The organism is Natronorubrum tibetense GA33, from assembly GCF_000383975.1.
GTDB classification, from domain to species: domain Archaea; phylum Halobacteriota; class Halobacteria; order Halobacteriales; family Natrialbaceae; genus Natronorubrum; species Natronorubrum tibetense.
The window spans coordinates 2855667-2874336 of the sequence record NZ_KB913017.1; the positions used below are offsets into that span (position 1 = coordinate 2855667).

At 63.7% G+C, this 18670-nt stretch carries 18 protein-coding genes; 14 read left to right on the forward strand and 4 right to left on the reverse strand.

Going from position 1 to position 18670, the window contains the following annotated elements:
- Window positions 1-115: 115 nt before the first annotated feature.
- Window positions 116-511, reverse strand: a complete 396-nt coding sequence (locus tag NATTI_RS0114910) for an OsmC family protein (RefSeq protein WP_006090300.1) — start codon at window positions 509-511, stop codon at window positions 116-118.
- Window positions 512-669: 158 nt separating this feature from the next.
- Entirely contained in the window at window positions 670-1398 is a 729-nt protein-coding gene (locus NATTI_RS0114915) for a metal-dependent hydrolase (RefSeq protein WP_006090301.1), read from the reverse strand.
- 155 nt (window positions 1399-1553) lie between these two features.
- Between NATTI_RS0114915 and NATTI_RS0114920 the strand changes: the two genes are divergently transcribed.
- The 4 genes from NATTI_RS0114920 to NATTI_RS0114935 all read left to right on the forward strand — a co-directional run bounded on the left by NATTI_RS0114920 (window position 1554) and on the right by NATTI_RS0114935 (window position 5260).
- Window positions 1554-1817 carry a hypothetical protein gene (locus tag NATTI_RS0114920; protein WP_006090302.1) on the forward strand — a complete coding sequence of 88 codons (264 nt, stop codon included), beginning with the start codon at window positions 1554-1556 and terminating at the stop codon, window positions 1815-1817.
- Window positions 1818-1908: 91 nt separating this feature from the next.
- Window positions 1909-4119 carry a DHH family phosphoesterase gene (locus NATTI_RS0114925; RefSeq protein ID WP_006090303.1) on the forward strand — a complete coding sequence of 737 codons (2211 nt, stop codon included), beginning with the start codon at window positions 1909-1911 and terminating at the stop codon, window positions 4117-4119.
- A gap of 111 nt (window positions 4120-4230) precedes the next feature.
- The gene (locus NATTI_RS0114930) at window positions 4231-4722 is read left to right on the forward strand and encodes an SHOCT domain-containing protein (RefSeq protein ID WP_006090304.1); all 492 of its coding nucleotides are present in this window, start codon (window positions 4231-4233) and stop codon (window positions 4720-4722) included.
- 43 nt (window positions 4723-4765) lie between these two features.
- Window positions 4766-5260 (forward strand): DUF411 domain-containing protein, encoded by a 495-nt coding sequence (locus tag NATTI_RS0114935; RefSeq protein WP_019991923.1) that lies wholly within the window; start codon window positions 4766-4768, stop codon window positions 5258-5260.
- A gap of 50 nt (window positions 5261-5310) precedes the next feature.
- On the opposite strand, the gene NATTI_RS0114940 is transcribed toward NATTI_RS0114935, so the two are convergent.
- The gene (locus tag NATTI_RS0114940; protein WP_006090306.1) at window positions 5311-5745 is read right to left on the reverse strand and encodes a hypothetical protein; all 435 of its coding nucleotides are present in this window, start codon (window positions 5743-5745) and stop codon (window positions 5311-5313) included.
- 169 nt (window positions 5746-5914) lie between these two features.
- On the opposite strand from NATTI_RS0114940, the gene NATTI_RS0114945 reads away from it, so the two are divergent.
- The 6 genes from NATTI_RS0114945 (at window position 5915) to NATTI_RS0114970 (ending at window position 11848) form a co-directional block, all read left to right on the forward strand.
- A complete protein-coding gene (locus NATTI_RS0114945; protein ID WP_006090307.1) occupies window positions 5915-7582 on the forward strand; it encodes a tRNA uridine(34) 5-carboxymethylaminomethyl modification radical SAM/GNAT enzyme Elp3 in 1668 nt (555 codons plus the stop codon).
- Between the two features lie 552 nt (window positions 7583-8134).
- Window positions 8135-9403 carry a S8 family peptidase gene (locus NATTI_RS0114950; RefSeq protein ID WP_006090308.1) on the forward strand — a complete coding sequence of 423 codons (1269 nt, stop codon included), beginning with the start codon at window positions 8135-8137 and terminating at the stop codon, window positions 9401-9403.
- A 114-nt stretch (window positions 9404-9517) separates the two neighbouring features.
- The gene (gene tenA, locus NATTI_RS0114955; protein ID WP_006090309.1) at window positions 9518-10177 is read left to right on the forward strand and encodes a thiaminase II; all 660 of its coding nucleotides are present in this window, start codon (window positions 9518-9520) and stop codon (window positions 10175-10177) included.
- Window positions 10174-10932, forward strand: a complete 759-nt coding sequence (locus tag NATTI_RS0114960) for a TenA family protein (RefSeq protein WP_006090310.1) — start codon at window positions 10174-10176, stop codon at window positions 10930-10932. Before tenA ends, NATTI_RS0114960 begins: the two co-directional genes overlap by 4 nt.
- Window positions 10933-10992: 60 nt before the next feature.
- Window positions 10993-11325, forward strand: a complete 333-nt coding sequence (locus tag NATTI_RS0114965; protein WP_006090311.1) for a hypothetical protein — start codon at window positions 10993-10995, stop codon at window positions 11323-11325.
- Window positions 11326-11425: 100 nt separating this feature from the next.
- Entirely contained in the window at window positions 11426-11848 is a 423-nt protein-coding gene (locus NATTI_RS0114970; protein WP_006090312.1) for a nucleoside 2-deoxyribosyltransferase, read from the forward strand.
- Window positions 11849-11916: 68 nt separating this feature from the next.
- Here the strand turns inward: NATTI_RS0114970 and NATTI_RS0114975 are convergent, their stop codons facing one another.
- Complete coding sequence (locus NATTI_RS0114975; RefSeq protein WP_006090313.1) at window positions 11917-12555, reverse strand: hypothetical protein; 639 nt, start codon at window positions 12553-12555, stop codon at window positions 11917-11919.
- Window positions 12556-12747: 192 nt separating this feature from the next.
- Between NATTI_RS0114975 and rqcH the strand changes: the two genes are divergently transcribed.
- The 4 genes from rqcH (at window position 12748) to NATTI_RS0115000 (ending at window position 18428) form a co-directional block, all read left to right on the forward strand.
- On the forward strand, window positions 12748-14928 hold the full coding sequence (rqcH, locus tag NATTI_RS0114980) for a ribosome rescue protein RqcH (protein WP_006090314.1): 2181 nt from the start codon (window positions 12748-12750) through the stop codon (window positions 14926-14928).
- Window positions 14929-15189: 261 nt separating this feature from the next.
- Window positions 15190-16593, forward strand: coding sequence for a hypothetical protein (locus NATTI_RS0114985; RefSeq protein WP_006090315.1), 1404 nt, complete (start codon window positions 15190-15192; stop codon window positions 16591-16593).
- The gene (locus NATTI_RS0114990; protein ID WP_006090316.1) at window positions 16590-17471 is read left to right on the forward strand and encodes an AAA family ATPase; all 882 of its coding nucleotides are present in this window, start codon (window positions 16590-16592) and stop codon (window positions 17469-17471) included. The genes NATTI_RS0114985 and NATTI_RS0114990 overlap by 4 nt, the downstream gene beginning before the upstream one ends.
- Before the next feature lie 177 nt (window positions 17472-17648).
- Window positions 17649-18428: a PHP domain-containing protein gene (locus NATTI_RS0115000; protein ID WP_006090317.1), complete on the forward strand. Its 780-nt coding sequence runs from the start codon at window positions 17649-17651 to the stop codon at window positions 18426-18428.
- Window positions 18429-18670 lie beyond the last annotated feature (242 nt).

The window sequence follows — 18670 nt, forward strand, 5'->3', positions numbered from 1 at the left end:
GATGTCACCGAATATGTGGGTTTGGACCGCCTAGAGCAGACAACTGTCGCGAAAATAAACACGTTCGCCGCCGGCCGTCGTCACGCCTCGATCGATCGCGATACCCGATCGACGCTCAGAACGCGCCGCCTTCGAAACTCGTCCCGGCGTGTAGCTCGGACTTCAGCGCGTCGTGAACCTTACAGAGTTCGAACGCACGCTCGACGACCTTTTCGCCGGTTTCGTCGTCGACGTCGGCTTCCACGCGGATGTCGAAGGATACCGACTCGAGTTTGTCGTCGTCGTTGAGTTCGCCCGCCGACTCGATTTCGATCCGTCCGAGGTCGCCGGCACCCCGCTGTTCGCCGCCGACCCGCAGCGCGGGGACGTAACAGGAGGCGTAGGCGGCCAGCAGCGCCTCGAGCGTGTCGGGTGCTTCCTCGCCGGTCGCATCGATGGTCGTCTCGAACTCGCGGATCTCGTTTGTCGCGCTGTATCCCTCCTCGGAGACGGTGGTAACCTGTTTCGCCATAGCACTCGAGTCGTCCACAGCCTGCGGTGTAAACGTTGTTCTCCCGAACGACACCGTCCGTTCGTCTGAGAGGAACCCGGCTGTTTGCGGGGCTGTGGTTTCTGACGACGCCGCTGGTTACGGCTCTTCGCGAACCGACTGCCTTCTCGAGTGAGCAGTCAGGGATCGATCTCGAACGGTTCGTCGGCCTCGAGCGCCACGACTTCGACGTCGCTCCCCGTCGCAGCGACCTCGCTCTCGAACTCCTCGGGGTCCTGTTCGATCGGCGGGAAGGTGTCGTAGTGCTGTGGGAATGCGTAATCGACGTCGAGCCAGTCGACGGCGATGGCGGCCTGCTGCGGTCCCATCGTGAAGTGGTCGCCGATCGGGACGATGGCCGCGTCGGGCTCGAGATAGGAGCCGATAACGTCACGCATCTCGGACATCAGCGAGGTGTCGCCAGCGTTGTAGATGGTGGTGGACTCTTCGTCTGCGACCTGCGTCGGCTTCGTATCCGAGATGACGAAGCCGGCCGGCATCCCGCCGCTTTTCGCGTTCTCGGTCATGATGCCGTTCGTGTGGTCGGCACGGACCATGGTGACGTACGCGTCGCCACACTCGACGGTACCGCCGAGGTTCATTCCCATGCCGCCGACGGCGTCCTCGAAGCCGAACTCCTCCTCGCAGTAGGAGACGAGCTCCGGCGTCGCGACCAGCGTCGCCTCGGCAAACTCGCCGGCGTGGGCGATGTGGTCGGCGTGGCCGTGGGTGAGCAACACATAGTCCGGCGTGTCGATATTCGACGGCTCGAGGTCCGTCTTCGGATTGTCGAAGAACGGGTCGATCAATAGCTCCGTCTCCCCTACAGTGACGTGCCACGTCGAGTGGCCGTGCCAGGTGACCTGCATAGCGTGCGATGGTTGGGGCGAATCGACCTTAAAGCTGGCCGAGCGGTCGTCCCGAACGTCGCCGGCGGTCGTCGAATCGCGACGGATACGAGACGCGCCGACGCGGAACGGCTGCAATGCCGTGTCGTTTTCTACCCCCGGTCCGTACGACGGGTATGCTCACGCTGAATCTCGACGAGTTCATGGTTGAGTTAAAAGAAGGGTCGATCAAGAACGTCGGCCCGACGAACAAGTCGGCGACGGTCAAGCTGTTCGAAGTCGAGGAGGCCGAGGCTCGAGCGTTCGGCGACAAACGCGTCAAACTCGTCTTCGAGGACGCGGACGGGAACGAGGTGCAGGTGTCGCTCTTTCCCGAGGACGTCCGCAAGATCGCGAGCGATATCGACGCTCTCGAGGACGATTCACCGGTTTTCGAGTAGAACGCCGGCTGCGCTCCCGGTCGGCGGCGGGGATGCACTTGCGAACACAATTCGACAACAGTTTTAGGACGAAACTGCTTGGTCCCAGTAGATGGGTAACTGTATCATCTGTGGCAAGCCTGTCGACGGCTTGGTCTGTGAGAGCCACGAAGAGGACGTCGTGTTCACCTTTCGCGGCAACTCCGCCTCACAGCTGTCCCCCGACCGGTACTACCGGGGAACCGTCGACGGCTACGCCGACTTCGGTGTCTTCATCGACATCGGAGACCACGTCACTGGCCTGTTGCATAGAAGCGAACTAGACCAACGACTCGAGAGTCTCGACTGGGAACCCGGCGACGATGTCTACGTCCAGGTCCTCAGCGTCCGAGACAACGGTAACGTCGATCTCGGCTGGTCGATTCGCCAGCGCGAACGCGAGTTCCGCGGCAAACTGATCGACACCGGCGACGACGAGGTGCTCCCAGAGGACCTCGAGGACGATGGGAGCGAGTCGACCGACGATGGCGACTCGACCGACGACAGCAGGTCCGCAGCCGCGTCCGAGGAGGACGCCGCTGGGGCCAGCGAGTCACCCGACGAAGCCGACGTCGAGGCCGGCGACCTGCAGACGGCCGTCGACGACTCCGGAGCGAGCGACGAATCCGGCGCACCGAATGCGTCCGAGACCGTCGCCACCGGCAGCAGTAGCGGCTCCGTCGCCACCGAGAGCGCGGCCGCGTCGACGCCGGCGACGGACGACGCCGCCGACGCCGAACCCGAGGCCGAACCGACGCTCAACCGAACGACCATCGACACCATCGACGAGCAGGTCGGGACCGTCGTCCGACTCGAGGGCGAGATCACCGGTGTCCGCCAGACCAGCGGCCCGACCGTCTTCGAACTGCGCGACGAGACCGCGACGGTCGAGTGTGCGGCGTTCGAGGAGGCCGGCGTCCGCGCCTACCCCGCCGTCGAACTCGACGATGTCGTCGCCCTTGAGGGCGAGGTCGAACGACACCACGGCGACCTTCAGGTCGAAACCGAGACGCTCGAGATCCTCGACGACGAGGACGGCGCGACCATCCGCGAGCGCCTCGAGGACGCCATCGAGTCCGAGGCACGCCCGGTCGACGTCTCCCTGCTGGCCGACCACGACGCCGTCTCGGCCGTCGAGGACAACCTCGTCGACGCCGCGACTGCGATCCGTCGAGCCGTCATGGAAGCCCGACCGATCGTCGTGCGCCACGGTGCGACCGCCGACGGCTACGTCGCCGGTGCCGCCATCGAGCGCGCCGTGCTTCCGCTGATCCGCGAGAAACACACCCGCGAGGACGCGGAGTACCACTACTTCGAGCGCCGCCCGCTCGACGGCCGCGTTTACGACATGGACGCCGCCACCAACGACGTCACCTCGATGCTCGAGGCCCGCGACCGTCACGGCGAGCAACTGCCGCTCGTGCTCCTCGTCGACGCCGGCTCGACCGAGGAGTCCGTCGACGGCTACGATCTGCTCTCGCTGTACGATTCCGAGACGATCGTCATCGACGACAGTCGCGCCGACGACGAGATCACCGACGCGGTCTCGATCGCCGTCGCGCCGTCGCTCGCCGGCGTCGACGTCGCCGACCTCACGTCGACCGCCCTCGCAGCGAACGTCGCCGCCCACGTCAACGACGACGTCCGCGACGACCTCGTCCATCTCCCCGCCGTCAGCTACTGGGAGGACACCCCCGAGGCGTACGTCGACCTCGCGACCGAGGCCGGCTACGACGAGACCGGCGTCTCCGAGCGCCGCGAAGCCGTCGCACTCGAGGCCTACTACCAGTCGTACAAGGACAAGCGCGAACTCGTGATCGACCTGCTGTTCGCGGACGGCGAGTCGACGCCACGAGACGGCGACCTCGCGGCTCACGTCTCCGAACAGTTCCGCGCGAAACTCGAGACCGAACTCGAGACGGCCCGGGAGAACCTGACCACCGAGACCGTCGACGGCGTCACCGTCGCCGTCCTCGACACGGACGCGTTCACCCACCGCTACAACTTCCCGACGACGACGCTGTTGCTCGATGCGCTCCACCGACGGCAGCGCGAGGAGCACGACGAACCGTTCGTCACCCTCGGCGTCGGCGACGACGAACTGCACGTTCGCGCGACCGAGTCGCTGAACGTCCGCGATCTCGGCGACGCAATCGCCGACGCAGCGCCGAACGCCGGCGTCAGCGTCGTCGGCGGTCAGGACGGCCACGTCGAGTTCTTGCCGGGCGAACGCAACGCCGTTCGCGACGCCGCACTCGAGGCACTCGGCGAGACCCTCGCGTAACCGACACACGCCGGACACGCGCCAGTCCCGCTCCTCCACACCGCTCTACTCACCCAGTGGCGACGCCGTTCGGTGGAAACAGCTTTCGGCGCTACCGTCGTAGCCTCCGCCATGAGCGACGATCCTGCGACTCGATTCCGTGAGAACGCCACGGAGATCACGACGATGATCGTCACCGGGCTGTGGCTCGCGCTCCTGTTTCTCCCGGGTGGAACACAACTCTGGCTCCCGGTTATGCTGATCGGCTATATCATCGTTATTCCGCTCGTCGCCCTGTTGTACGGCGACAAGTCGGAACGCGAGGCGTGGTGGGGCAGCGAGTCTTGGGATGACTGGTGGGGAGACGGGAACGACCGGGACGAGTCGCCGAGCGCCAGTTCGAACCCGGAACGCGCCGACGAAACCACCCCCGGCGACGCCCTCGAGACGCTTCGCGAACGCTACGCGGCGGGCGAACTCACCGACGACCAGTTCGAGCAGAAGCTCGACCGACTCCTCGAGACGGAGACGCTCGAGGACGCCGATCGGCGACGACGCGGTCGGAAAGCGAACGTGCGTGATCGCGACCGGGACCGCGATCGGACTCCCGAATACGAGTCCTGATCCAACCGGGCGTCCTATTACGGTCGACTCGCTACAGTCGACTATGACCATCACTCGCCGAACACTGTGTGCGTCGGGTGCGACGCTCGCGCTCGCCGGAATCGCCGGTTGCTTCGATCTCGGCGCCTCGAGCGACGTCGACGACTGGAACTGGTCCGGCTCGCTCCCCGTCGAGCGCGTCGTCCAGCACCACGACCCCTCGTGTGGCTGTTGCTCTGAGTACGTCGACTACCTCGAGACGAACGGCATCGACGTCCGGGTCGCGGAAACAGCCGATCTCGAGGCGGTGAAACGCGATCTCGGCGTGCCGGCCGACGCGGAGAGCTGTCACACCCTCGAGTTCGGCGACTACCTCGTGGAGGGACACGTCCCACTCGAGGCGGTCGAGGAACTGTTCGAGAACGAACCCGACGTAGACGGGCTCACGGCGCCTGGGATGCCCCAGCACTCGCCGGGCATGGGGCCGCCGGGCGACGAGCCGTTGCAGATCTACGCGTTCGACGACTCGGGAGCGGTATCTGAGTTCACGACGGTTTGAGGTGGGGTTGGTTGGTCCCGGTCGATCCTTGCCCTGTCGATCGTTCCCAGCTACGCGTCGTGTGGCTCCGTGTCCGATCCGTCCGCGTACGTGCGTTCGACGAGATTCGCGATGGTCGTCTCGAGTTCGGTGGTGACCGTGCTGGCGCCGAGACGGTTCAAAACGAACGACCACCGCGAATCGAAGGAGTAGCGCGTCACCGCCGTGACGCGCGTCTCCGCCCCGCCCTCGACGGTGAGTCTCGAGTAGCGCTCTTCGAACGTCCCCCCGCCGTCGACGAACGTGTACTCGTAGCCGTCCTCGAGTTCGGTGAACGCGACGGTCATCTCGTCTTCTTCTACCGAGACCGTAAACTCCGTCCCGTCGGCGCTCGCCTCGTGGATCTCGTATATTTCGGCGGACTCGAGAATCGCCCGCGGCGACAGCTGTTCCAGCAATTCCTGTGCTGAGGGGAGTACAACGGACGAAACCTCGACCTCGTACATCGGGCCGACGTAGGGAACGTGACGAAAAAACCGTATGCATTGTCGTTCGGGCTGAAACGGACTCCACCGATCACATCCGGGCATGCAGTCCCGTTCGAACCGTCGAAACCGTCGTGCGGGGGTCGCGACTCCGACACGCTTATTCGCCGCGACCGTCCAAATCCGTGTAGTGAGTACCGAAACGCCCGACTCCGATCCGACCGAGACCGACGCCTTCGAGCAGGTCTGTGCGACGCTCGTCGAGCGGATTCTCGCGGGCGAGATCGAACGCGAGGAGGTCGAAAAAGCCAAACTCGAGACCTGCTCGGAGTTCTCGGCACCGAAAGTGCCCAAGAACTCCGAGATTCTCGACTACGCGCCCCAGGAGCGCCGCGAGGAGCTCGAGGCGGTCCTCCAGCGCAAGCCGGTCCGGACGGCCTCCGGCGTCTCGCCGGTCGCGATCATGACCTCGCCCGAGCGCTGTCCCCACGGGAAGTGTCTCTACTGTCCCGGCGGCCCGGACTCGGAGTTCTCGAGTTCCCAGAGCTACACGGGCGACGAGCCCGCCGCCGCACGCGGGGTGCAGAACGACTACGACCCGTACGGGCAGGTGACGCTGCGACTCGAGCAACTGCGCGAGATCGGCCACCCAGTCGACAAGGTCGAACTCATCCTGATGGGCGGGACGATGACCGCCCGGAGCCACGACTACCAGGAGTGGTTCGTCAAGCGCGCGCTCGAGGCGATGAACGACTTCGACGTCGACAAGGAGCCCGAACCCGCCGAAGGTGTCAGCTTCGCACAGGACCCCGAGGAGTACGAGTGGAAGTATCTCGAGGACGTCATCGCCGAGAACGAGACGAACGATATCCGCAACATCGGGACGACGTTCGAGACCAAACCCGACTGGTGTGATCCGGAGCAGATCGATCGCATGCTCGACCTCGGCGGGACGAAAGTCGAGGTGGGCGTCCAGACGACCTACGAGCGCATCAATCGGGAGATGCACCGCGGCCACGGCGCGCAGGCGTCGATCGAGGCCAACCAGCGCCTGCGGGACTCGGCGTTCAAGGTCGGTTTCCACATGATGCCCGGCCAGCCCGGCATGTCGAAGGAGATGTGTCTCGAGGACTTCCGGCGGATCTTCGAGCAGGAACAGTGGAAGCCGGACTTCCTGAAGATCTATCCGACGCTCATCGTCCGCGGCACCGCGACCTACGACTGGTGGCACAAAGGGGAGTACGACCCGCTCGACAACGAGGAGGCCGCCGAGCTGGTCGCCGAGATCAAGGACATGATTCCGCGGTACACGCGGCTCCAGCGCGTCCAGCGGGACATCCCGGCGGACTACATCGACGCCGGCGTCTGGAAGTCCAATCTTCGACAGCTCGCCCGCAAACGGATGGACGAGCACGGCTGGTCGTGTGACTGCATTCGCTGTCGCGAGGCCGGGATGAACGATAAAGAACCCGACGAGATCGAGCTCGACGTGATGACCTACGACGCCTGCGGCGGCACGGAGCACTTCATCTCGTTCGAGGACTTCGAAAACGACCTGTTGATTGGCTTCTGCCGGCTGCGGTTCCCGAATAACCCCGTTCGATCGGAACTCGAGAACGCCGCGCTCGTCCGCGAACTCCACGTCTACGGCACCGAAGTCGCCATGGGCGAGGAGGGAGAGACGGACCAGCACCAACACCGCGGCTACGGCCGACGCCTCATGGCCCGCGCCGAGGAGCTCGCCGCCGACGCCGGCTACGATAAAGTCAGCGTCATCTCCGGCATCGGTGCGCGGGAGTACTACCGGGAGAAACTCGGCTACTATCAGGACGGCCCGTACGTCAGCAAGCGGCTCTGAGCGGCCCTTACGCGTCGCAAACCGTTTCGAGATCGTGCTCATTCCGCAGCTTCGCCGCTCGAGGGGACGGGGTCTGGCTGTTCGGCGTCGCTTCGAGCCTCGCCGATTACGCTCGCCGCGAGGTACCCGTGCGTAATCTCCTAAATATTATCACTAATGGAGAAAATTTATAATCGATGGACGATGTTCATCGAACGCCGACGATCGTCGGCACCGTTGTCTGACTCCCCAGACCGACAACGGCACACCGAGTTGCCTCTTGCACGCCGGTATTTGCTCCCGAATCGTTCGCCCCCACCGAACGAAGCCAACGGCGTGTCTCTCTCTTTCCCACAACGAAATACAGGGCCAATCACATCATCCGGTAGCTGGGGATCACGCGTCCGCATCGTCGGTGACATCGAATCGTTTGCTGAACGGTGATACCAATGGCATCAATCCATACTATCCATAATATTTAACCTTCTACTCGTTGCCATAGTCGTTATCGCGTGATGGACTACCATTGCGCACACAGTACATATGATGAAACGAAGATCGTTCATTCGACGAATGACAGCAGGAACGGTAGCGCTCGGTGCCGTCGGAACAGTCACGGCATCAGACGACGGAACCTATCTGGTCGCCGCCAGTGAAGCCGGCGTCCGCCAACGACTGGAGCAGGCCGGCTACGATATCAAGAACGAAATCGTTGATGAGCGGGTATTCTCCGTAGTCGGCGGCGACGGTAGCGACCTCGAGACGATTGCAGGCGTCGATCACAGCGTTCCGAACGCCAAGATAGCGTTCGAGGAGCCCGCGCTCGGCCAATCGAAGAGCGAAGCGGATCTACCGGAGCTCTACGGGCTCCAGTGGGACAAGCACGTCACCGACGCTGTCCCCGCACACGACTACGCGACCGGATCCGGAAGCCGCATCGCAATCATCGATACGGGAATCGACGACGGCCATCCGGATCTCGGCAACGTCAACACCGACGCGAGCGCGAAGTTCATGGGTGGGGAGATTCTCGAACACGACGGAGACCCCCACGGCCACGGGACCCACGTCGCCGGCACTGCGGCAGCGACGGGTGAGGAGGGCGTTATCGGGACTGCTCCCGACGCCGAGCTCGTCTCGTTGCAGGTCTTCTACTTCGTCGAACCCGACGATCCCGACGAGGATCCAGTGCTCACGACCACGACCGAGGACATCCTGAACGCGGTCACCTACGCCGCAGATATCGGTGCCGACGTGGGCAACCTGAGCCTCGGGACGCCGCCGCTCCCACCCCAGTACAACGAAGGCGGCTACCGTGGTGTGCTGACACCGGTGTACCAGAACGCTGCCGCGAGCGGGACGGTTCTCACCGCCAGCGCCGGGAACGACGCGTTTGACCTGCAGGGTGGACACTTCTCGACGCCGAACGGTATCCCGGGAACGATGAGCATCAGCGCGACGGGACCGAACGACGAGTTGTCGTTCTACTCGAACTACGGAAGGGGCCAGGTCGATGTCGGTGCTCCCGGCGGCGGCTACGAGACCCAGGAGAAGACTCTCGCCGAAGACGGCGTCGAGTGGCCGAATCCGACGAACCTCGTGCTCTCGTCGGTCCCAGCGGACGTGTACGGTACAAAATACGCCTACTTCGCCGGGACCTCGATGGCTGCGCCACAGGTAGCCGGACTCGTCGCACTCGTGCGTGAACTGGCACCCGACACGACCTCGAAACGGGTCGAATCTGCGATCAAAGACGGTGCCGAGGGGGCCAGCGGACAGAGCGATTCCGAACTCGGGGCCGGTCGGATCAACGCGCTCGAGACGGTCGACGGGCTCGAGTAGTCTCGCTAGAGAGCCCGCCGATTTTGACCGGGAGATACCGTGAACGAGTGTTGACGCTCGAATAACCAGATTATACCACTTGATTATAAGTTGTGAGGCCCGTACTAGCAGCCGATGACGTTCAGCGATCAGCTTCTCGAGGACGGCGACCACATCTGGGCGGCACAGAAAGACCACCCCTTCGTCCGCGAACTCGCGGCCGGAACGGTAGACGAGGCGGCGTTTCGCCACTGGGTGAAACAGGACTATCGCTACCTGCTCGATTACGCGCGGCTGTTTTCGATCGCGGGCTCGAAAGCCCGCGACGAGGAGACGATGACCCACCTGCTGGGCGTCGCCCACGAGGTACTCGACCACGAGATGGATCTCCACCGGGAGTTCGCGAGGGATTTCGGGATCTGCCGGGAAGAACTCGAGTCCGTCGAGAAAGCGCCGACCTGCGTCGCTTATACGAACTTCCTCGTGCGAACCGCGTACGAAGGGTCGATCGCCGAAATCGCGGCGGCGCTTTTCCCCTGCATGCAGGGCTATCTCGATGTCGGCGAGCACATGGCGGAACTGGCCGTCGAAGAGCACCAGTACACGCCCTTCATCGAGATGTACACGGGCGAGGAGTTCCGTGAGGCGACGGCATGGTGTCGGGAGTTCGTCGATCACTGCGGCGAGGCCTACCCCGGCGAACACGACGCCATGCGCGAGGCGTTTCTGACGAGCGCCAAACTCGAGTACCGGTTCTGGGAGATGGCGTACACGCTCGAAGGGTGGGAGCTATGACTGGGACGATCGAGACGTACGCGGAGTACGCAGCCAGCGCCGACGAAATCGACGAGCACCGGTTCACCGATTGGCTTCGCGAACGCGCGGAACCTACGTGGACCGACGCGGTCGAACACCCGTTTACGGACGAGCTTGGTGCCGGGACGCTGTCGACGGACGCTTTCGCCGACTATCTCGTTCAGGACTACGCCTTCGTCAACGACCTCGTTAGCGTCTTCGGCTATGCAGTCGGGCAGGCCCCCGACATGGCCGCGAAACGACCGCTCGTCGAGTTCCTCGACACGATCACCGACGACGAGGACGACTACTTCGTGCGCTCGTTCGACGCGCTCGAGGTGCCCGACTCGCGCCGAACCGATCCGGAGCTGGCCGAACCCACCGCGGCGTTTATCGATCTGCTCGGCCGGGCGTCCCGCGAGGGCGGCTACGCGGAGACGCTCGCCGTACTGGTTCCCGCCGAGTGGATCTACGAGCAGTGGGCGACGGCGGCCGTCGAGAGGTATGCGGATCCCGACGCCGATGGCCCGCTGACTGCGGGTGCCGACCTCCCCTTTTACTACGCCGAGTGGATCGACCTCCACGCGACCGCGGGCTTTCGCGAGTTCGTCGACTGGCTCCGCGGCCAACTCGACGCCGCCGGCCCCGAGCTATCGCCGCGACGGCAGGCGCGAGTCGAGTCGCTGTTCCGGCGAACGGTCGACCTCGAGGTCGCGTTCTTCGATGCGGCGTACGATGGAGTGGACGACGACTGAGTGTCGACGGAACGACGCCACTACCCATGTTATTCGCGGAGGACGTATCGCGAACTGACCATGCCCCAACGAGAGACCGTCTCCGAGGTCATCGCGGCGGCGACGCTGTGCGTCGCGGTTCCCGTCGACCGCGGCGGCGAGCTGGCCGCGGGCGCACAGGAGGTTCTCGAGTCGCTCCCGATCGTCCGCTACGCGGACGTCAGAGAGATCGTCGAGGTCGATGCGGACGACGACGGACTGGCCGCCACGATCGACTGTCGCCTCACGCTTCACGTCGACGCCCCCTCCGCGGACGGGGCGACTGTTCGGGAAGTCCTCCGCGAGACGGCCCTCGTTCGCGATGTCGATCGGTTCGCGGTCGTCGACGGCCCGTACCGCATCGAACGGTGGTGAGGAGTCGACGACGCCGTCACCGTCTACTTTCGGCTGCGGACTCGAGCACCGGATTCCGGTGTGACAATACTGATATCCCTGCGGCCGACAGGCACAGGGTATGGACGTCTTCTTCAGCGGCTCTATTCGCGGCGGACGGTCCGATGTCGGCCTGTACGCGGAGCTGGTCGAGATCATCGAACGACACGGTACGGTCCTCACCGAACACGTCGGGGTGGAGGATATCGAGGCGAAAGAGGAGGCGGAGGGGCTTTCCGACGCCGACATCCACGATCAGGACGTCGCCTGGCTCCGACAGGCCGACTGTCTCGTAGCCGAGGTGTCGACGCCCAGTCTGGGCGTCGGCTACGAAATCGCCAGAGCGGTTGAGGGGGAAACGCCCGTACTCTGTCTGTACCGTCCCGCGGCGGATCACGACCTCTCCGCGATGATCCGCGGCAGCGACGCCATCAGCGTCCTCGAGTACGAGACGCCCGCGGACGTCGAGTCGGAACTCGAGGCGTTCGTTCAGCGGCACCGCTGATCGGTACACCCGGTGTGAATACCTGGGACCGCATACCGATCGAGAGTCGAAAATTCGAATCGGACCGATCAGTCGATCGTAACCTCGACCTCGAGGATCCCGAGGTACGGCGGTGCGTTGCCGCCGCTCTGGCGCAACTCGGTCGCGCTCGAGCCGATGTAGTCGTAGAACTCCGAGGGACTTTGCGGGATCACCGGCGTCCCGTCGTCGCGCTTGAGGTACGCCGGGGCGTCGGTTCGCTCGATACGGTCGACGCGCTCCTCCCAGTCGCTGCCGGCGTAGAGGAAGACGCCGAAGGAGAAGCGACCCGCGGCGAGCGCGTCGTGTTTCGTTTCGAACATCGTCGCCTCCTCGGTCTTGTACTCCTCGTCGCTCACCCACGCGAGCGCCGCCACGCCGTCGGCCTGCAAGAGGTAGAGATCCCAGCCGAGTTGGGCGTCGAACACGGCCCAGGTGTTTCGCGGACCGATCGTGTCGACTTCGACGCTAAACGCGGGGCGACTCCGCGACGGCTCGTGGATGAAGGTCGCGTCGTACCCCGGCGCGCGGATGCCCCGGTCGTGATAGACGACGCCGTCAACGGGGATGTCCACGTCGAGATTTTCCACGATCTCTCTGACGGAGAACGCGCCCTCGTCCTCTAAGTGGTCGACGAACGTGGGGAACCGGGAGACCGTCTTCCACGGTCGGTCGTCGGGTTGGCTCATGGCTGGCGGCCTCCGGTGACCCGTTCGCACCGCTGGACGCGGCAGCCCTCCCGCTTCCGTCCGGTGTCGGCAGTGTCGCTCATACGGTCACGAAGGAGGGCAGCGCGGATTAGTGTTTTCGACTGTAGCTCCAGCCCGCTGCAGCCAGGCCGGAGCGACACGCCTTTTTGACAGCGCCGGGCAGGTATGAACATGGATCCAAAGCGGGAGCTTACGAGCGTCGACCTCGCTGCCCTCGTCGGGGAGTTCGGTGCCTACGAGGGGGCCAAGGTCGACAAGGCCTACCTCTACGGCGACGATCTCGTCCGACTCAAGATGCGGGACTTCGATCGGGGTCGTCTCGAACTCATCATCGAGGTGGGCGAGGTCAAACGCGCCCACACGGTTGCCCCCGAGCGAGTGCCGGACGCCCCGGGCCGACCGCCGCAGTTCGCGATGATGCTTCGGAATCGTCTGTCTGGGGCCGACTTCGCCGGCGTCGAGCAGTTCGAGTTCGACCGCATCCTCGAGTTCACGTTCGAGCGCGAGGACGGCACCACCCGGATCATCGTCGAACTGTTTGGACAGGGGAACGTCGCCGTCACCGACGGCGAGTACGAGGTGATCGACTGCCTCGAGACCGTTCGCCTGAAGTCGAGGACGGTCGTTCCGGGGTCGCGCTACGAGTTCCCCGACAGCCGGACGAACCCGTTGACGGTCTCCCGCGAGGTGTTCGATCACGAGATGGAGGAGTCGGACACCGACGTCGTCCGTACGCTTGCGACCCAACTCAACTTCGGCGGCCTCTACGCCGAGGAGATCTGCACCCGCGCGGGCGTCGAGAAGGCGATGGACATCAGCGACGCCGGCGAGGACGTCTACGACCGACTCTACGAGGCGATCGAACGGCTGGCGCTCGATCTGCGAAACAGTAATTTCGATCCGCGACTCTACTTCGCGGACGAGGGCGAGGACGGCGATGACAGCGAGGATGGCGGAGAGAACGAAACGGGAGACAACGGCGACTCGAGTCCGGAGCGCGTCGTCGACGCGACGCCGTTCCCGCTCGAGGAACACGTCGAACTGCCCTCGGAGCCGTACGACACCTATCTGAGCGCGCTCGACGACTATTTCTTCCGGCTCGAACTCGAGGAGGAAGGCGAACCGGACCCGACCGACCAGCGCCCCGACTTCGAGGAGGAGATCGCCAAACAGGAACGCATCATCGAGCAACAGCAGGGGGCGATCGAGGGCTTCGAGCAGGAGGCCGACATGCTGCGCGAGCAGGCGGAGTCGCTGTACGCCGAGTACGGCCTGGTCGACGACATCCTCTCGACGATTCAGGAGGCGCGCGCCCAGGACCGGCCCTGGGACGAGATCGAGGAGCGCTTCGAGGCCGGCGCGGAACAGGGGATTGAGGCCGCCGAGGCGGTCATCGACGTCGACGGTAGCGAGGGCGTCGTGACCGTCGACGTCGACGGCGAGTACATCGATCTCGAGACCACACAGGGCGTCGAGCAGAACGCCGACCGACTCTACACCGAGGCCAAAGCCGTCGAGGATAAAAAGGAGGGGGCGCTTTCGGCCATCGAAAACACCCGGAAGGATCTCCAGGAAGCCAAGCGTCGTCGCGACCAGTGGGAGGCCGACGATGGCGAGGACGAGGGAGACGACGCGGACGAGGAGGAGCGCGAGGATCGAGATTGGCTCTCGATGCCCTCCGTTCCGGTCCGCGAGAACGAGCCCTGGTACGACCGGTTCCGCTGGTTCTACACCAGCGACGGCTACCTCGTGATCGGTGGACGCAACGCCGACCAGAACGAGGAGTTGGTGAAAAAGTACCTCGAGCCCGGCGACAAAGTGCTCCACACGCAGGCCCACGGCGGCCCCGTCACCGTCCTAAAGGCGACCGATCCGAGTGAGGCGTCCTCCTCGGACATCGAACTGCCCGAAACGAGCATCGAGGAGGCCGCCCAGTTCGCCGTCTCCTACGCGTCGGTCTGGAAGGACGGCCGCTACGCGGGCGACGTCTACGCGGTCGACTCCGACCAGGTCACGAAGACGCCCGAGAGCGGGGAGTACCTCGAAAAAGGTGGCTTTGCGATCCGCGGCGACCGAACCTACTACGACGACACGCCCGTCGGAGTCGCGGTCGGCATCCAGTGTGAACCATATACGCGCGTTATCGGCGGGCCGCCGTCGGCCATCGTGGATCAGGCGGCGACGACGATCGAACTCGAGCCCGGTCGCTATGCGCAGGCCGACGCGGCCAAACGGATTTATCGACGGTTCCGCGAGCAGTTCGAGGACGAGTCGTTCGTCCGCAAGATCGCCAGCCCGGATCGCATTCAACACTTCATGCCACCGGGCGGGAGTCGGATCGCTGAGGAGTGACTGGTCGGTGAGCCAGCAGTCCGGCGCGAAAGCAGCTATCGAACCGGGCTTAATGTTGTTATCTTGAGGGACTGTCGATCGTCCCGGTCCGAGACGCGGTCGGTTCGCCCGACCAAATCGCGTCTCGAGGATACGATCTTCGCTGCGGGAATGTCACCGCTACACCTCTAGGCGGTGTTATAGCATGGCTAGTGTTTTTTCTCGACAAGGGTGGGGAGAATGGTACCGAAGCTCATGAGTGAGACATCAACTAATGCGAAAATGCCCCTTCACCTGTCCGACGCCGCCCTCGACCGACTCGATGGGGACGACGCCATCTGCCTGGTCGACGGGGAGCATTATCCGCCAGTAACGACGGCAACGCTCGAGGCACTCGAAGCGAACGACGCGGTTGTCTCCGGACTCGTCTTTCTGGGTGGGACCGAAAAAATCGAAGACCCGACGGAGGCGTTAGCAGCAACCGGAACTGCCGCCGAAATCTATACCCCGGACGGTGACGTTCTCGACGCGATCGAACGGGCGATTCTCGAACAGGACCCGTCGCTCGTCGTCGACCTGTCGGACGAACCGGTCGTGACCTACGAGGATCGATTCGAGATCGCATCGATGATCTTAACCCACGGCGTCGACTACATCGGTGCGGATTTCGTCTTCGAGAGCCCGGAGGCGAACGACGTGCTCGAACAGCCGAGTCTCTCAATCATCGGGACGGGAAAACGGATCGGAAAGACCGCTGTGAGCGTCTCGATCGCCCGGACGATGGACGAGGAGGGATACGATCCGACGATTGTTTGCATGGGCCGTGGTGGGCCGCCCGACCCGGTCGTCGTCGACACGAGCGAGCGAACGATCGACGCGGATGCGCTCATCGAACTGGCGGAACGCGGGGAACACGCCGCGTCGGACTACCTGGAGGATGCGCTGCTCGCCGACGTGCCCACCGTCGGCTGCAGGCGGTGTGGTGGCGGAATGGCGGGCAATCCCGTCGCCTCGAACGTGGTCGCTGGAGCCGAGCGGACGGCCGACCTCGCCGACGGCTTCGTCATCATGGAAGGGTCGGGTGCGACGATGCCCCCGGTCGAGACGGACGCGAGGATCGCCCTCATCGGGGCGGCCCAGCCGCTCGAGCACATTCTACAGTACTTCGGGCAGTATCGCGTGCAAACGTCGGATCTGGCGGTGGTGACGATGTGCGAGGAACCGCTTGCAAGCGACGAGAAGGTACGACGAATCGAGGAGGGGATCACCAGTATCGCCCCGGATATCGAGTATCTACTGACGACGTTCAGACCGGAGCCTGACGAGGACATCGCCGGACGATCGGTCTTCGTCGCCACGACCGCACCGGAGTCGATCGCACCCACTATCGAAACGACTCTCGAGGAGGAGCACGGCTGCGACGTCGTCGGCCTCAGTACCAACCTCTCGAACCGGCCCAAACTCCGGACAGATCTGGACGACGGAATTGGCGATGCCGACGTGTTGCTCACCGAGATCAAAGCCGCCTCGATCGACGTCGCCGGGCGATACGCGAAGGAGAACGGACTGGAAATCGTGTTCATGCACAACGAAGCGACGCCGATCCGCGGGAGCGTCGACAGCTTGGATTCGGGGGTGGTCTCGCTCTGTGAACGAACGCTTGCCGACCACAGCCCGAACGAATGACGGACGTACTCAAAGACGGGAACAAACATCCGTTCTCGAAGGGACTGCTTGCCACCTCGCTGGCGATCACCGGATTACCACTGGAGGAACGATACGAGATCGTCAGGGAGATCGATTGCGAACTCGATCGGGTCGAGGTCGTCCACTCGAGGGAGATCCAACAGCTGGTGCAACGGAAACTGCAAGAGAGAGGATTGCAAAGAGAGGAGAAATTTTACAGGGTAACCAGACAGCTGTCGGAGCTGGAGAAACCGCTGTTTATCCTGCTGGGCGGCACCGCAGGGATCGGCAAGTCGACGCTCGCCATCGAACTCGCTCACCGACTCGACATCAATAGGATCATCGAAACCGACACTGTCCGCGAGATCATGCGAAATATGGTATCGACGGAACTGGTCCCGTCCCTGTACCGGTCCAGTTTCAACGCCGACGAAACGGTGAAAGCCGACCTGGTGGATGACCCCCTCATCTACGGGTTCAATCAGCAGGTCAACGTCGTGAGTACAGGGGTCAAGCCGGTCATCGATAGGGGCATCGAAGAGGGCGTGAACTCGATCGTCGACGGCGTCCACGTCGTGCCGGGATATCTGGGGATGAGGGATCGGGACGACTGTCATACCTTTCGGTACGTTCTCGAGGTGCCGGATGAAGGGGAACACGGCAGACGGTTTCAGACCAGAGCGAACACGAGCAACAGGAACGCCGGACGGTACCTCGAGAACATCGAGGACATCCGGACGCTTCAGGAGTACATCGTCGAGGAAGGGAGACGGAACGGAGCGACGATTATCACCAACGAGAATATGGAACAGACGATCGAGGAGATCATAGACGACGTGACGACCGAACTGGAGCCGCTAGTGGCATCTTCAGCTTGACATGGAGCGTCGAATCCAGTCGTGGCGGTTGGTTCGGCCCTGCAGTCACCGACTGAGAAGCGACGAATCGACTCGGGGGATCTTCCAAATGCCGCCGACGGCGACGAAGAGACGAACGACACCTACGGACGATGCACGTCCGCTCGCACGATCGCACACTGACAATTCACAGCAGGAATGGTAGTTGCAGATCTCCACGTACACACGACGAACTCGGATGGAACCCTAACGCTTTCGACGCTTCCCGAAGCCGCTGAACGGGCTGGCGTCGAGGCAGTTGCAGTCACCGATCACGATCGGGTCCATCCCGATCTGGATCGTCCGCTGACCAGTTGTGACGGAATCGAAATCGTCCACGGCATCGAACTGGGCGTGACAACCGGAACGCTGCGCGTCGACCTGCTCGGCTACGGCGTCCGGCGATCGGAGCGTCTGCAGGAACTCCTCGAGACGGTACAAGCGAACCGGGTCGAGCGCGCACGACAGATTGTGGCCGGCGTCGAGGACAGACTCGGCGTCGAGTTAGATATCGACGTCGAACCCGGAATCCATCGGACGCACATCGCCCACGCGATCGACCGCAGCGACGCGCCGTACGATTACCGACGCGCCAGAGACGAACTCATCGGAGACGGCTGTCCGTGCCACGTCTCGCGGACGGTTCCCGGATTCGATCGCGGACGACGCGTGCTCTCGGAGGCCTGTGCACTGGTCGGACTCGCACACCCGCTGCGGTACCCCGATCCGGAGCGCGCACTGGCGCTATCCGCGGACCTCGACGCCGTCGAACTCGCCTATCCTTACGACCGGGCCGTCGACGTCGAACCCGTCGTGGCGGCGATCGACGACCACGACCTGGTGCCGACGGGTGGGAGTGACGCCCACGACGACCGACTCGGACTTGCTGGGGTGGACCGAGCAACCTACGATCGTGTTCGATCGAGAATACTGGATTGAGGCGGTCTGGGTAACAGACCGAGCAACCCCGATACGGGTCGCGGTCGCCCCGGTCGTGGCGTACTGCAGTCAGGCGTTGCTTCCCCGCGTTAGTCATACAGTTAGTTATTATCGCTCACGGCTGCTACTGGAGCGCAGTGGAGGTCTATATACTCCTCCCTTTGACTCATATACAGCGTTATCTACTCCCGTTGTTTTCTGAAACGTGTGGCGAAGGCCGTGGTTGATCGGTGGAACGAACA

What these genes read in the sequence shown, in the direction of transcription:
- NATTI_RS0114910 (WP_006090300.1), bottom strand. Translation starts at nt 511, where the DNA reads ATGGCGAAACAGGTTACCACCGTCTCCGAGGAGGGATACAGCGCGACA.
- NATTI_RS0114915 (WP_006090301.1), bottom strand. Translation starts at nt 1,398, where the DNA reads ATGCAGGTCACCTGGCACGGCCACTCGACGTGGCACGTCACTGTAGGG.
- NATTI_RS0114920 (WP_006090302.1), top strand. Translation starts at nt 1,554, where the DNA reads ATGCTCACGCTGAATCTCGACGAGTTCATGGTTGAGTTAAAAGAAGGG.
- NATTI_RS0114925 (WP_006090303.1), top strand. Translation starts at nt 1,909, where the DNA reads ATGGGTAACTGTATCATCTGTGGCAAGCCTGTCGACGGCTTGGTCTGT.
- NATTI_RS0114930 (WP_006090304.1), top strand. Translation starts at nt 4,231, where the DNA reads ATGAGCGACGATCCTGCGACTCGATTCCGTGAGAACGCCACGGAGATC.
- NATTI_RS0114935 (WP_019991923.1), top strand. Translation starts at nt 4,766, where the DNA reads ATGACCATCACTCGCCGAACACTGTGTGCGTCGGGTGCGACGCTCGCG.
- NATTI_RS0114940 (WP_006090306.1), bottom strand. Translation starts at nt 5,745, where the DNA reads ATGTACGAGGTCGAGGTTTCGTCCGTTGTACTCCCCTCAGCACAGGAA.
- NATTI_RS0114950 (WP_006090308.1), top strand. Translation starts at nt 8,135, where the DNA reads ATGACAGCAGGAACGGTAGCGCTCGGTGCCGTCGGAACAGTCACGGCA.
- tenA (WP_006090309.1), top strand. Translation starts at nt 9,518, where the DNA reads ATGACGTTCAGCGATCAGCTTCTCGAGGACGGCGACCACATCTGGGCG.
- NATTI_RS0114960 (WP_006090310.1), top strand. Translation starts at nt 10,174, where the DNA reads ATGACTGGGACGATCGAGACGTACGCGGAGTACGCAGCCAGCGCCGAC.
- NATTI_RS0114965 (WP_006090311.1), top strand. Translation starts at nt 10,993, where the DNA reads ATGCCCCAACGAGAGACCGTCTCCGAGGTCATCGCGGCGGCGACGCTG.
- NATTI_RS0114970 (WP_006090312.1), top strand. Translation starts at nt 11,426, where the DNA reads ATGGACGTCTTCTTCAGCGGCTCTATTCGCGGCGGACGGTCCGATGTC.
- NATTI_RS0114975 (WP_006090313.1), bottom strand. Translation starts at nt 12,555, where the DNA reads ATGAGCCAACCCGACGACCGACCGTGGAAGACGGTCTCCCGGTTCCCC.
- rqcH (WP_006090314.1), top strand. Translation starts at nt 12,748, where the DNA reads ATGGATCCAAAGCGGGAGCTTACGAGCGTCGACCTCGCTGCCCTCGTC.
- NATTI_RS0114985 (WP_006090315.1), top strand. Translation starts at nt 15,190, where the DNA reads ATGCCCCTTCACCTGTCCGACGCCGCCCTCGACCGACTCGATGGGGAC.
- NATTI_RS0114990 (WP_006090316.1), top strand. Translation starts at nt 16,590, where the DNA reads ATGACGGACGTACTCAAAGACGGGAACAAACATCCGTTCTCGAAGGGA.
- NATTI_RS0115000 (WP_006090317.1), top strand. Translation starts at nt 17,649, where the DNA reads ATGGTAGTTGCAGATCTCCACGTACACACGACGAACTCGGATGGAACC.